This window comes from Cellulomonas cellasea (genome assembly GCF_006538745.1).
In the GTDB taxonomy this organism is placed as follows: domain Bacteria; phylum Actinomycetota; class Actinomycetes; order Actinomycetales; family Cellulomonadaceae; genus Cellulomonas_A; species Cellulomonas_A cellasea.
The window spans coordinates 186,205-198,975 of sequence record NZ_BJLR01000030.1; the positions used below are offsets into that span (position 1 = coordinate 186,205).

The following is a 12,771-nucleotide window of genomic DNA, read 5'->3' on the forward strand; positions in this document are numbered from 1 at the left end:
TCCTCGGGCGCGCTGCAGCCGCACCCACATGCTTGGTTATCGGCCACATCGTGCCCTACATGAGCAAGACAAGTGTAAAGATCCCCGGGCGTCTCAGATGCCCAGCTGGTACACGCCCCAGTACGCCAGCACGACGAGGACCACGGCCGCTCCGACGACCGACGTCCACAGCTCGACGGCCGCGACCCGGCCGGTCGTGACCCGGTCCCCCGCCTCGCGCACCCGGCGCGCCCGGTCCAGCAGCGCGACCCCCGCGACGACCGCGGCGATGCCGAGCACGCGCACCCCGATCCAGCCGCCCTGGACGACCCACGCGTTGCGCTCGTAGCCGAGCGCGAGCCGCGCGACGGCCACGAGGTACCAGACGAGCGACGCGACGGTCGCGACCACGAGCAGCCGCAGCGCGTCGGCCCTCCCCCGGACCCCCGGTGCGAGGCCGTCGGGCTCGTCGGCCCCGCCGCGGCGGCGGCGCACGGCCCGGGTGAGCACGGTGCCGAGGTGCGCGAAGGGGCCCACCGCGAGCAGCGCGACGCCGCCGCCGACGGTCGCGAGCACCAGGTCGCCGTCGCCGAGCCACCGGGGCGTCGGCACGGGCGCTGCCCAGTAGCCCTGCACGGGCTGCGCGCCGGCGATGCGCGGGCTCGCGCGCGACGTGTCGGGGAGCCCGCGGACCCAGCCCGTGAGGTCGCGCAGGAAGTCCTCGACGACCACGCCGCCCACGCGGATGCCGTGGCTCGCGCCCTCGTAGTACCGGACGGTGTAGTCGGCACTGCCCGCGATAGCGGTGTCCCGGATGATCTGCTCGGCGCCCTGCACGAGCGGCATCGACGCGTCGCCCGTGCCGTAGACGACCAGCACCGGCTGGCGCATCTGGCGCTGGTACGGCGCGACGTCGAAGTCGGCGTACTCGAAGCCACCGCCGGGCAGCGACATGCCGACCGCGCGCGGGATCGCGCGGAACACCCCGGTCGGGACGCCGGTCTTGCGCAGGTAGGAGTCGGTCGCGAACGCGGCCTGCTGGCGCGGGGGCACGACGGGCGCCGAGACGAGCGCGACGAACGCGAGGGACGGGTCCTGCGCGGCCATGACCGGCGCGATCCAGGCTCCCTCGCTCTCGCCGTACAGCCCGACGCGGGCCGGGTCGACGTCGGCCCAGCCGCGCAGCACCTCGACCGAGCGCGCGTAGTCCGCCGCCATCGCGACGTAGTCCCGGTGCCGGGCCGTGTACGTGTCGAGCCGCTTGTCGGGGACCATCGTGACGACGCCCGAGGCCGCGAGCGCGTACGCCTGCTCCTCGAACGCGGTCGAGAACTTCCCCGTGCCGGCCCCGTGCACGAACACGACCCCGGCGCGGTCGCCGGGCGCGCCGACCGGCTCGCTGATCTGGGCCTGCACGACCGCGCCGTCGAGCTGGACGCTGACGACCGTGGTGCGGACCTCGTACGCGACGGGCTCGGGCGCGCCGCCGATCGCGGTCGACGGGCTCTGCACCTCGAGCGGGTCGGTGAGCGGCACGGGGTCCCACTGCGGGCCCATCACGGCGCCGAGGACGGCGAGCACGATGATGCCGACGACCGTCCCCGCGGCGACCCGGTTCGGCATCCGGCGATTATCGCGCACCCCCTCACCCGCACCGGGAGCCACCCCGGGGCGCAGGGCGGTCGTCGTCAGAAGCCCATCCGCCCGAGCTGCTTGGGGTCGCGCTGCCAGTCCTTGGCGACCTTGACGTGCAGGTCGAGGAACACGCGCGTGCCGAGCAGCGCCTCGATCCCCCGGCGTGCCTCCGTGCCGACCTCGCGCAGCCGCGAGCCGGCGCGGCCGATGATGATGGCCTTCTGGCTGTCGCGCTCGACGAACAGGTGCACGCGCACGTCGAGCATCGCGGGCCCCTGGGCGCCGTCGGCCTGCGGGCGCGGGACGATCTCGTCGACGACGACGGCGAGCGAGTGCGGGAGCTCGTCGCGCACGCCCTCGAGCGCCGCCTCGCGCACGAGCTCGGCGACCATGACGTTCTCGGGCTCGTCGGTCAGCTCGCCCTCGGGGTACAGCGCCGGCCCCTCGTCGAGGTGCCCGATGAGCACCTTCTCGAGCTCCGCGACCTGGTACCCCGACTCGGCCGAGACCGGGATGATGTCGGCCCACTCGCCGAGCGCCGAGACGGCGAGCAGGTGCTCCGCGAGGCGCGCCTTGCCGACGAGGTCCGCCTTCGTGGCGATCGCGACCACGGGCGTCCCGCGGCCGTCGCGCCCGAGCTCGCTGAGCTGCTCGGCGATGAACCGGTCCCCGGGGCCGACCTTCTGGTCGGACGGCAGGCAGAAGCCCACGACGTCGACCTCGGTCAGCGTGTCCTTGACGAGGGCGTTGAGCCGCTCGCCGAGCAGCGTGCGCGGGCGGTGCAGGCCCGGGGTGTCGACGAGCACGAGCTGGGCGTCGGGGCGGTGCACGATCCCGCGGATCGTGTGGCGCGTCGTCTGCGGGCGGCCCGACGTGATCGCGACCTTCTGGCCGACGAGCGCGTTCGTGAGCGTCGACTTCCCCGCGTTGGGCCGGCCCACGAGGCAGGCGAATCCGGATCGGAAGGTCATCGGGTGGCTCCAGGTGTCGCATCGGTGGACGCGTCGACGACGACGTCCTCGGGGGTGTCGTCGGGCGCGTCCTCGGCGCCGGCGGCGCTGCGGCTCACGAGCAGCGTCGCGACCTGCTTGCGCCGGCCCTGCGTGCGCTCGGCGACCAGGTGCAGGCCGTGGATGTCGCCGACCGAGCCGGGCAGCGGGACCTTGCCGAGCGCCTTCGCGAGCAGGCCGCCGGCGGAGTCGACGTCGTCGTCCTCGACCGCGAGCTCGAACAGCTCGCCGAGCTCGTCCTTGCCGAGCCGGGCCGGGACGCGGAACGTGCCGTCGCCCAGGTCCTCGACGACGGGTCCGCTCGGGTCGTGCTCGTCGGTGAGCTCGCCGACGATCTCCTCGAGCGCGTCCTCGATCGTCACGAGCCCCGCGACGCCGCCGTACTCGTCGACCACGATCGCCATGTGCGACGACCCGGCCTGCATCTCGCGGAGCAGGTCGTCGGCGGGCTTGGACTCGGGGACGAACACGGCGGGGCGGGCGATCGACGCCGCGGGCGCGTCGGCGGCGTTCGGGTCGTCGTGCTGCCGGCGCACGAGGTCCTTGAGGTACAGCACGCCGCGCACGTCGTCGACCGACTCCCCCACCACGGGCACGCGCGAGTAGCCCGAGCGCAGCAGGAGCGAGAGGACCTTGCGCAGCGGGGTCGCCGCCTCGGTCGTGACCATGTCGGTGCGCGGGACCATGACCTCGCGCGTGAGCGTGTCGCCGAGCTCGAGCACCGAGCGGAACATGTCCCGCTCGTCCTCCTCGATGCCCTCGGACTCGCTCACGCGCTGCACCATCTCGCGCAGCTCGTCCTCGTCGAGCTCGGCGGTCCGGCCCGCACCGGGCGACGCGCGGGCGACCCAGCCGACGAGCGCGTGCGTCGCCGCGAGCAGCGGCGCGAGCCCGACGAGCACCGTGACCGGGTGCTGGCGGCCGAACGTGCGCGGGCTGACGCGCACGAGCAAGTACGCGACGACCGCGCACAGCGCACCGGCGACGAGCAGCACGACCCACCACGCGAGCGGGCGGCTCGCGACCACGAGCGTGAGGCACACGGTCGCCGTCATCTCCGCGAGCAGGCGCACGAACGCGGCCGACGAGGCGACCTCGCCGGGGTGCTCGGTGAGCCGGTGCACCCGTGCGGCCCCCGGGCGCCGCTCCGCGAACAGCTCGGTCACCGCGGCGCGCGTCACGCGCACCACCGCGACCTCGCCCGCACTGAGGGCCGCCGCGAGCGCGATCCCCACGACCGCGAGCACGACGAGCAGCGCGACGGGGATGTCGGTCATCGCCCGGCCAGGAACGTGAGCAGGAGCTGGCGCTGGAGCGCGAACATCTCCTTCTCCTCCTCCGGTTCCGCGTGGTCGTACCCGAGCAGGTGCAGGATCCCGTGCGTCGTGAGGAGCAGGAGCTCCTCCGCGGTCGAGTGCCCGGCGACGCGCGCCTGCTGCGCGGCGACCTCGGGGCACAGCACCACGTCGCCCAGCAGGCCGGGCGGCGTCGGCTCGCCCTCCCGCCCGGGGCGCAGCTCGTCCATCGGGAACGACAGGACGTCGGTCGGGCCGGGCTCGTCCATGTAGCGCACGTGCAGGTCGGTCATCACCTGCGTGCCGACCAGCAGGATCGACAGCTCGGTCTGCGGGTGCACGTGCATCGCGTCGAGCACGTAGCGCGCGAGCGCCGCGAACTCGGCCTCGTCGACCTCGGCGCCCGACTCGTTGTTGACCTCGACGCTCACGTGCGGTCCCACCGCGCGTACGCGTCGATGATGTCGCTCACGAGTCGGTGCCGGACGACGTCGGAGGACGACAGCCGGCAGAACGCGACGTCGTCGACGTCCTTGAGGATCGACTCGACGACCCGCAGGCCCGACGTCGTCGCCGACGGCAGGTCGACCTGCGTGACGTCACCGGTCACGACGACCCTCGAGCCGAACCCGAGGCGGGTCAGGAACATCTTCATCTGCTCGGTCGAGGTGTTCTGGGCCTCGTCGAGGATGATGAACGAGTCGTTGAGCGTGCGCCCGCGCATGTAGGCGAGCGGCGCGACCTCGATCGTCCCGGCTTCCATGAGCCGCGGGATCGAGTCGGGGTCGACCATGTCGTGCAGCGCGTCGTACAGCGGGCGCAGGTACGGGTCGATCTTGTCGTTGAGCGTGCCGGGCAGGAACCCGAGCCGCTCGCCGGCCTCGACCGCGGGGCGCGTCAGCACGATGCGGTTGACCTCGCGCGCCTGGAGCGCCTGCACGGCCTTGGCCATCGCGAGGTACGTCTTGCCGGTGCCTGCGGGGCCGATCCCGAACGTGACCGTGTGCCGGTCGATCGCGTCGACGTACTCCTTCTGCCCCGTCGTCTTGGGCCGGATGGTCTTGCCGCGGCTCGACAGGATGTTGAACGTCAGGACGTCGGCCGGGCGCGCGCCGGCGTCCGCGGCCAGCATCGCGACCGAGCGGGTCACGACGTCCGGCGTCAGCGGCGTGCCGCTCGCGGCCATCTCGACGAGCTCGTCGACGAGCCGCGCGACGAGCGCGACGTCCCCGGTCGGTCCGGCGAGGGTGATCTCGTTGCCGCGCGCGTGGATGTCGACGTCCCGGAACCCGGCCTCGATCGCCCGCAGCACCTCGTCGCGCCGGCCGAGCAGCTCGGCCATCGAGATCTCCGGGGGGATCGTGATCCTGTGCTCGAGGTGGGCGGTCACGCCTGTGCCCCCGCGCCGTGCGGATGTGCTGTCGGTCATGTGCTCGGCTCGCGCCTCGCGCTCCTTCGGTGCGGACCCTCACGGTTCCCGGTGCCGTGGGCGACCCGGGACCCCCGGCGCTGCTGCCGGGGACTCGTCGAGTCTACCGAGCGACGCGCCCCGCTCGCCCGCGCTCGGCGCACCCGTGCGTCCGGGTCTGCGGCGCGCGCGTCCGGGGTCCCCGGCGCGCCCGGGCGTCCGGATCCCCGGCGCGTGGCGCGTCCTGCGCCGGACGCCGACGGACCCCGGGCACACTCGGGGCGTGCGCCGGGTGGCGCACCGGACGACGAGGGGGACGCGATGCACGAGCGAGCCGCACGACGAGCGCGGGCGGCGACCCCCGGGGTGCTGCTGCGCGTGACGACGGCCGCGCTCGCGGTCGGCCTGCTCGCGGGCTGCGCGGGGACGAGCGGCGAGGAGCCGACGGCGAGCGCGAGCCCCGAGGCGTCGGCGACGACACCGGCGACGACGACACCGACCGCGTCGGCCGAGCCCACGGCGACGCCCTCGGGCAGCCCTTCCGCGGGTGACGTCCCGACCAACGGACCCGTCGCGATCACGGCCCCGACGCCGGGCGCGACCGTCCCCGGGCCGCAGGTCGACGTCACCGGGACCGGGACCGCGTTCGAGGGCACCCTGCTCTGGGAGATCGTCTCGGTCGACACCGGCGCGGTCGGCGCGCAGGACTTCACGACCGGGGGCGCGAACGGCGAGGTCGGCCCGTTCGCGTTCTCCGCGACCGTGCCGGCCGGGACCTGGACGCTGCACGTCTGGGAGCCCGGCATGGGCGAGGGCGATGCGGCCGAGGGACGCCGCAACGAGGCCACGGTGACGTTCACGGTGTCGTGACGACCGGGCGCCGCGGGCACGGTCCGCGGCACCGTGCTGGACGCCGATCGTCCCGGGCGGGTCGAGCACGATGCGGAGCACGGACGACCCGCGGGCCAGGCGTCCGCACGCCGGTCGTGGACGCTCGGACATGGAGGCGAGCGGGACTGCCATTCCGCACGTCGGGGCGCAGGACTTGGCTGGGTGCATGACCACACCGACGCAGCAGCGGACGACACCCGCGACCGGCGGCACCGGCAGGACCGGTCGCCGCGTGGCTCGGCGGCTCGGGGCGCTCGGGGCACCGACGCGGCTGGGGACCCGCGCAGGTGCGCCGCCGTTCGACCGCCGCGCGCGCGGCACCTGGCTCGACGGGCGCGACGTCCGCCTGGCCGGCGGCGTGCGGCGGGCCCTGGGACGTGAGCCACGCGACGTCGCCCGCGCGGCCGCTGCAGCCGGCGCGTGGGGCGCCGCGCCGGCGGGACGGGTGGCGTGAGGCGTGGACGCGCACGGCGTCGCGCTCGTGGTGGCGACCCTCTGCACGGGCCTCGTCGCGGGGCTCTTCTCGACCTTCGCGCACGCCGTGATGCCCGGGCTGAGCCGGAGCACCGACACGGTGTTCGTGGCCGGATTCCAGGCGATCGACCGGGCGATCAGCAACCCCTGGCAGGCCCTCGGCTTCCTGGGCGCACCGCTCGCGACCGCGCTGGCCGCCGGGCTGCACCTCGCGGAGGGCGGGGGGCCCGAGCTGGGCTGGACGCTGTCCGCGCTCGGGCTCTACGGGGCGATGGTCGCGATCACGTTCCGCGTCCACCTGCCGCTGAACCGGCAGATCCAGGCCGCCGGCGACCCCGAGCGGCACGCCGACGTCGCCGGCGTGCGGAGGGCGTTCGAGCAGCGCTGGGTCCGCTGGAACGTCGTCCGCGCCGTGCTGTCGACGGCCGCCTTCGGCTGCCTCGTCTGGGCCCTGGTGCTGCACGGCGCGGCGTGACACCGCCGGCCCGCTGGGCGCGTCGGGCAGAGGACGCCCGACGGGCCGCGTCCGGCAGGGCACGCCCGACGGGTCGGGACGGGCGGGTCAGGACCAGCGGCCGAGTCGCTCCGCGAGCAGCGCGAGCGCGACGGGGCCCGCGGTCGAGGTGCGCAGCACGTGCGGCCCGAGCCGCACGGTGACCGCGCCGGCCTCCGTGAGCGCGTCGACCTCGCGCTGCGAGATCCCGCCCTCGGGTCCGACGACGACCACCAGCTCGACGGGCTCCCCCGCCGCGCCCGGAGCCGGCAGCGCGACCGACGCGAGCGGCGTGCTCGCCTCCTCGTGCAGCACGAGCGTGAGACCGCCGCGCCGGGCCGTCTCCTGCACGCGCGCGACCAGACCGCGGTCGTCGAGCGCCGTCCCGACCTCGGGGACCCACGCGCGCCGCGACTGCTTCGCCGCCGCCCGCACCGTGCCCAGCCAGCGCGCGCGGCTCTTCGCCGCGCGCTCGCCCCGCCACACCACGACCGACCGCTCGGCCTGCCACGGCACCACGGCGTCGACGCCGACCTCGGTCGCCGCCTCGATCGCGAGCTCGTCGCGGTCGCCCTTCGCGAGGGCCTGCACGAGCACGAGCGCGACGCCCGGCGCGGGCTCCTCGACGCGCGCCTGGACGCGCAGCTGCACGCCGTCGGGTTGCGCGCCCTCGACGACGCACTCGAGCCGCACGCCGCGACCGTCGACGACGTCGACCCGCTCGCCCGGCGACCGGCGCTGGACCACGCCCGCGTGGCGCCCCTCGGCGCCGTCGAGCAGGTGCAGGGCGCCCGCCCGGGCGTCCGCGAGGCTCCCGGGCTCCGCGAGGAAGACCGGCGCGCTCACCGGGTCAGCGCCCCGCGAGCTTGTCGCGCAGCTTCGCGAAGACCCCGGCGTTCGCGGCCGAGAGCCGGCCCTCGGGGCGCTCCTCGCCGCGCAGCACCGCGAGCCGGCGCACGAGCTCGGCCTGCTCGTCGTCGAGCGACGTCGGGACCTGGACCTCGACGTGCACGTGCAGGTCGCCGCGGCCGCCGACGTGCAGGCGCCCGACGCCGAGCCCCTTGAGCGTCACGACCTGACCCGGCTGCGTGCCCGGGCGCAGGTCGATCTCGCGCGGACCGTCGAGCGTGTCGAGCACGAGCACGGTGCCGAGCGCGGCCGCCGTCATCGGGACGGGGAGGTTGCAGTGCAGGTCGTCGCCGCTGCGCATGAACGTCTCGTGCTTGCGCTCGCGCACCTCGAGGTACACGTCGCCGGCCGGGCCGCCCGCGGGTCCGACCTCGCCCTGGCCCGTGAGCTTGATGCGGGTGCCCGTGTCGACGCCCGCCGGGACGTCGACGCTCAGCGTCCGGCGCGAGCGCACCCGGCCCTCGCCCGAGCACTCGGTGCACGGCTCGGGGATCACGGTGCCGAAGCCGTGGCACGCGGCGCACGGCTGGGACGTCATGACCTGCCCGAGGAACGAGCGCGCGACCCGCTGGACGCTGCCCCGCCCGCCGCAGACCTCGCACGTGCGCGGCGAGGTGCCCGGCCGGCAGCACGTCCCCGAGCACGTCGGGCACACGACCGCGGTGTCGACCTGGACGTCGCGGTGCACGCCGAAGGTCGTCTCGGCGAGGTCGAGGTCGAGGCGCACGAGCGCGTCCTGGCCGCGGCGCGCCCGCGGGATCGGGCCGCGCTGGGCACCCGCGCCGGCCGCGGCCCCGAAGAACGTCTCGAAGATGTCCTGGAACCCGAACCCGCCGCCCATGCCGCCGCCGGGCGACGCCGGGTCCGCGCCCATGTCGTACATGCGGCGCTTCTCGGGGTTGGACAGCACCTCGTACGCGCGCGAGACGTCCTTGAAGCGCTCGTCCGAGGCCCCCTCCGTCCCGGCGACGTCCGGGTGGTGCTCGCGGGCGAGCCGCCGGTAGGCCTTCTTGATCTGCTCCGGGCTCGCGTCGCGCGGCACGCCGAGGATCTCGTAGTAGTCGCTCACTGAACTCTCTCTGTGCTGGGGGGAACGCTGGTGGGGGACGTCATCCGGCGAGGATCCGGGACAGGTACCGCGCGACGGCCCGGACCGAGGCCATCGTCGCCGGGTAGTCCATGCGCAGCGGCCCGATCGAGCCGATCCGGGCCACGGACGCGCCGTCGTCGCGCGCACCGCTGTACCCGCTGGTCACGAAGCTCGTCTCGAGCAGGCCCTCGTGCTGCGTCTCGCGCCCGATGCGCACCGCGACGCCGCCCGAGTCCTCGGCCATCTCGCTGAGCAGCCGCAGGAGCACGACCTGCTCCTCGAGCGCCTCGAGCACCGGCCCGATCGTGTGCGTGAAGTCCGAGCCGCTGCCGCGCGCGAGGTTCGCCGTCCCGGCGAGCACGATGCGCTCCTCGATCTCCTGCGCGAGCGTCTCCTCGACGACCGCGACGACCGAGCGCACGAGCGGCACGTCGTGCGGGGCGAACGCGTCGGGGAGCTCGGCGAGCACCCCGTCGAGCTCGGGCAGCCGGCGGCCGACGGCCGCGACGTTGAGCCGGGTCCGCAGCTGCGCGACGACGCCCTCCTCGACGTCCGCCCCGAGCTCGAGCGTGCGCTGCTCGACGCGGCCGTTGTCCGTGATGATGACGACGAGCAGGCGGCGGTCACCCACAGGCACGAGCTCGAGGTGGCGCAGCGCCGAGCGCCGCAGCGACGGGTACTGCACGACCGCGACCTGCTGCGTGAGCTGCGCGAGCAGCCGCACGGAGCGGTCGACGACGTCGTCGAGGTCCACGGCGTCCTCGAGGAACGACTGGATCGCGCGCTTCTCGGGTGCCGAGAGCGGCTTGACGGTCGAGAGCCGGTCGACGAACAGCCGGTAGCCCTTGTCGGTCGGGACGCGGCCCGCGGACGTGTGCGGCTGGGCGATGTAGCCGCCCTCCTCGAGGGCGGCCATGTCGTTGCGGATCGTCGCGGGCGAGACGCCGAGCGAGTGCCGCTCGACGAGCGCCCGGGAGCCGACCGGCTCCTTGGTCTGCACGTAGTCCTCGACGATCGCGCGCAGCACGTCGAGCTTGCGGTCCTCGCTCATCGCACCTCCTGGCCGTCGGACCTGTGGCGTGCCCGGAGCGGGTCGGCGACCTGGAGGGGGCCCGCGGGGCGGGCCGGACCGGAGGAGGCGTAGCACTCGGGCATCGAGAGTGCCAATTCTACCTGGCGGACGGCGCGGCCTCGCGGTGGGGCCGCGGCACGTGACGAGCACCACCCCGCGAGGGCGCCGCCCCGGTGTGGCACCGGTGTGGCACCGCTCCCGCGTCGGCGGCCGCGTCAGGCGGCGGGCACCCGCTGGACCAGGTGCTCGACGAGGTCGCCGACGTCGACCGTCCCGAGCACGATGCCGCTCGCCTCGACGCACACGACCGGGGCGCCCCGCCAGATGACGGCCCGCGCGGTCGCACGCCGCAGGACCTCGAGGGGCGCCGCGGACGGCGTGACCACGAGCGCGGGCGCGAGGTGCGTGCCGCCCGCCGGGTCGCGCACCACGACGCTCGCCGGCCGGTTGCGGGCGTCGAGCACCACCGCGCCGGGTGCCGCGCCCGTCGCGTGGCGGGCCATCGTCGCGGGCAGCACCTGCGCGACGCGGACGAGGCCGACGACGTGCTCGCCGCGGTCGGTGCTCGCCGCCGTCTCGCGCACGAACGCGGTCATGTCGTCGTCCATCCCCGTCCAGCCCGACGCGGGCCGGCCGAGCGCGTAGCCCTGGACGAGCGGCACGCCGAGGTGGATCAGGGCCGCGAGCTCCTCGCGCGTCTCGACGCCCTCGGCGACGAGCCAGGCGTCCATCTCGCCCGCGAGGTCGCCGAGCATGCGGACCGTGGCGCGCTGCACCGGGTCGGCGTGCACGCCCGTGATGAGCGCGCGGTCGAGCTTGACGATGTCGGGCCGCACGCGCAGCAGCTGCGTGAGCCCCGAGTGCCCGGTCCCCGCGTCGTCGATCGCGACGAGCCCCCCGAGCGCCCGCACCTCGGCGAGGACGTCCCCGAGCGCGTCGTCGTCGTGCGCCGCGACGTGCTCGGTGAGCTCGACCACGACGCCGTCGAGCCGGCCGCGCTCGAACAGCGCACCGCGCACGACCGGCTCCGCCATGAGGTGCGGCTCGACGTTGATCGAGCAGAACCCGTCGACGACGCCCCGCGCGCGCAGCGCGTGCATGGACCGCAGCACGATCGCGGTCAGCAGCGCGTCGACGCCCCGGCGCCGCGCTGCCGCGAACCACACGTCGGGGCTCGCTGAGGGCGGCCCGTCGAAGCGCGAGAGCAGCTCGTACCCGCCGACCCGTGCGTGCGTCACGTCGATGATGGGCTGCGCGACGAGCCGCACGCCCTCCCCTGCGAGCACACGGTCGAGCGCGTCGTCCCACACCGGGTCGTCGAGCTCGTCCGTCGCGCGCGTCACGACCGCCGTCATGCATCCCCCTCGCCCGTAAGTCACAGCCGCCTTGTCCATCGGTTGTCCAGGTCCGCGACATGAGGCCCCGAGCCCGACGTGTTCTCGCTGGTCACGCACGGGCACCTCACCCGCCCGACGCGGCCGCCCGGGGGTCACCCGGACGCGCCGCCGACGCGCGGCGCCGAGCCCGTCCGTGGGCCCGCGTCTACGCTGCCCGGGTGACCCACGACCGTTACGGCAACGACGTCCTCGGGAGCACCCGGCCGGCGTCCGCGCACCACCGCGCCCCCCGCACCTCCCGCCCGCAGGCCGCCGAGCCGGGCCTCGTCGTCGAGGAGGTCATGACCGGCTGGGTCGGCGCGGTCGTGCGCGTCGAGAAGTCCGGCGGGCAGCACGTCGTGGTGCTCGAGGACCGGCGCGGCAAGACCCGCGCCTTCCCGCTCGGCCCCGGCTTCTGGGTCGACGGCGAGCCCGTCGAGCTGCGCGCGCCCGCGGGTCCGACGGCGCCCGCCGCACCGACGCGAACGGCGTCCGGCTCGGTCGCGGTCTCGCACGCCCGCGCCCGCGTCGCCCGCGGGAGCCGCATCTGGGTCGAGGGCAAGCACGACGCCGAGCTCGTCGAGAAGGTCTGGGGCGACGACCTGCGCGTCGAGGGCGTCGTCGTCGAGCTCCTCGACGGCGTCGACAACCTCGCGGACGCGCTCGCCGACTTCGGCCCGACCCGCGAGCGCCGCGTCGGCGTGCTCGTCGACCACCTCGTGCCCGGGTCGAAGGAGCGCCGGATCGCCGACGCCGCGATGCGCACCGTCCCCGCCGGGACCGTGCTCGTGCTCGGCCACCCGTACGTCGACGTGTGGCAGGCGGTGCGCCCCGAGCGGATCGGGCTCACCGCGTGGCCGACGATCGAGCGCGGCACCGAGTGGAAGCACGGCATCCTGCGCGAGCTCGGCTGGCCCGCGGACGAGCAGGCCGACGTCGCGCGCGCGTGGCAGCGGATCCTGCGCTCCGTGCGCTCCTACGCGGACCTCGAGCCGTCGCTGCTCGGCCGGGTCGAGGAGCTCATCGACTTCGTCACGACCGGCTGAGCACCCTCGCGCCGGACGTCGGTGCGGCCCGTCGCGCCGGACCTCCGCCCCCGGCCGTCCGCCGCCGCCCTAGGCCCGCCAGGGGCGCCGCCC

General features: G+C 75.4%; 13 protein-coding genes. 4 read left to right on the forward strand and 9 right to left on the reverse strand.

Translation table 11 applies throughout. From position 1 onward, the window contains the following. Positions 1–93: 93 nt before the first annotated feature. The 5 genes from CCE01nite_RS16115 to CCE01nite_RS16135 form a co-directional block, all read right to left on the reverse strand. Positions 94–1,602 (reverse strand): alpha/beta hydrolase family protein, encoded by a 1,509-nt coding sequence (locus tag CCE01nite_RS16115; RefSeq protein ID WP_034634859.1) that lies wholly within the window; start codon positions 1,600–1,602, stop codon positions 94–96. A gap of 65 nt (positions 1,603–1,667) precedes the next feature. Continuing rightward, positions 1,668–2,585, reverse strand: a complete 918-nt coding sequence (era, locus tag CCE01nite_RS16120; protein WP_034634862.1) for a GTPase Era — start codon at positions 2,583–2,585, stop codon at positions 1,668–1,670. Then, on the reverse strand, positions 2,582–3,901 hold the full coding sequence (locus CCE01nite_RS16125) for a hemolysin family protein (RefSeq protein WP_052104481.1): 1,320 nt from the start codon (positions 3,899–3,901) through the stop codon (positions 2,582–2,584). The genes era and CCE01nite_RS16125 overlap by 4 nt, the downstream gene beginning before the upstream one ends. Further along, complete coding sequence (gene ybeY / locus CCE01nite_RS16130) at positions 3,898–4,350, reverse strand: rRNA maturation RNase YbeY (protein WP_034634881.1); 453 nt, start codon at positions 4,348–4,350, stop codon at positions 3,898–3,900. The genes CCE01nite_RS16125 and ybeY overlap by 4 nt, the downstream gene beginning before the upstream one ends. Continuing rightward, positions 4,347–5,348: a PhoH family protein gene (locus CCE01nite_RS16135; protein WP_034634865.1), complete on the reverse strand. Its 1,002-nt coding sequence runs from the start codon at positions 5,346–5,348 to the stop codon at positions 4,347–4,349. The genes ybeY and CCE01nite_RS16135 overlap by 4 nt, the downstream gene beginning before the upstream one ends. Before the next feature lie 300 nt (positions 5,349–5,648). Between CCE01nite_RS16135 and CCE01nite_RS16140 the strand changes: the two genes are divergently transcribed. From CCE01nite_RS16140 to CCE01nite_RS16150, 3 genes are all read left to right on the forward strand, one after another. Continuing rightward, a complete protein-coding gene (locus tag CCE01nite_RS16140) occupies positions 5,649–6,197 on the forward strand; it encodes a Gmad2 immunoglobulin-like domain-containing protein (protein WP_141372672.1) in 549 nt (182 codons plus the stop codon). A 187-nt stretch (positions 6,198–6,384) separates the two neighbouring features. Continuing rightward, positions 6,385–6,672: a hypothetical protein gene (locus CCE01nite_RS21570; RefSeq protein WP_174774705.1), complete on the forward strand. Its 288-nt coding sequence runs from the start codon at positions 6,385–6,387 to the stop codon at positions 6,670–6,672. A 3-nt stretch (positions 6,673–6,675) separates the two neighbouring features. Beyond that, positions 6,676–7,167 carry an anthrone oxygenase family protein gene (locus CCE01nite_RS16150; protein ID WP_034628920.1) on the forward strand — a complete coding sequence of 164 codons (492 nt, stop codon included), beginning with the start codon at positions 6,676–6,678 and terminating at the stop codon, positions 7,165–7,167. A gap of 87 nt (positions 7,168–7,254) precedes the next feature. On the opposite strand, the gene CCE01nite_RS16155 is transcribed toward CCE01nite_RS16150, so the two are convergent. From CCE01nite_RS16155 to CCE01nite_RS16170, 4 genes are all read right to left on the reverse strand, one after another. Continuing rightward, positions 7,255–8,031, reverse strand: coding sequence for a 16S rRNA (uracil(1498)-N(3))-methyltransferase (locus CCE01nite_RS16155; protein WP_034628921.1), 777 nt, complete (start codon positions 8,029–8,031; stop codon positions 7,255–7,257). Between the two features lie 4 nt (positions 8,032–8,035). Next, positions 8,036–9,163: a molecular chaperone DnaJ gene (gene dnaJ, locus CCE01nite_RS16160; RefSeq protein WP_034628923.1), complete on the reverse strand. Its 1,128-nt coding sequence runs from the start codon at positions 9,161–9,163 to the stop codon at positions 8,036–8,038. A 40-nt stretch (positions 9,164–9,203) separates the two neighbouring features. After that, on the reverse strand, positions 9,204–10,235 hold the full coding sequence (hrcA, locus tag CCE01nite_RS16165; protein WP_034628925.1) for a heat-inducible transcriptional repressor HrcA: 1,032 nt from the start codon (positions 10,233–10,235) through the stop codon (positions 9,204–9,206). Between the two features lie 236 nt (positions 10,236–10,471). Beyond that, positions 10,472–11,611: an EAL domain-containing protein gene (locus CCE01nite_RS16170; protein ID WP_034628927.1), complete on the reverse strand. Its 1,140-nt coding sequence runs from the start codon at positions 11,609–11,611 to the stop codon at positions 10,472–10,474. A gap of 200 nt (positions 11,612–11,811) precedes the next feature. Here CCE01nite_RS16170 and CCE01nite_RS16175 point away from each other — a divergent pair, with 200 nt between their 5' ends. After that, positions 11,812–12,678, forward strand: a complete 867-nt coding sequence (locus CCE01nite_RS16175; RefSeq protein WP_034628929.1) for a DUF3097 domain-containing protein — start codon at positions 11,812–11,814, stop codon at positions 12,676–12,678. Positions 12,679–12,771 lie beyond the last annotated feature (93 nt).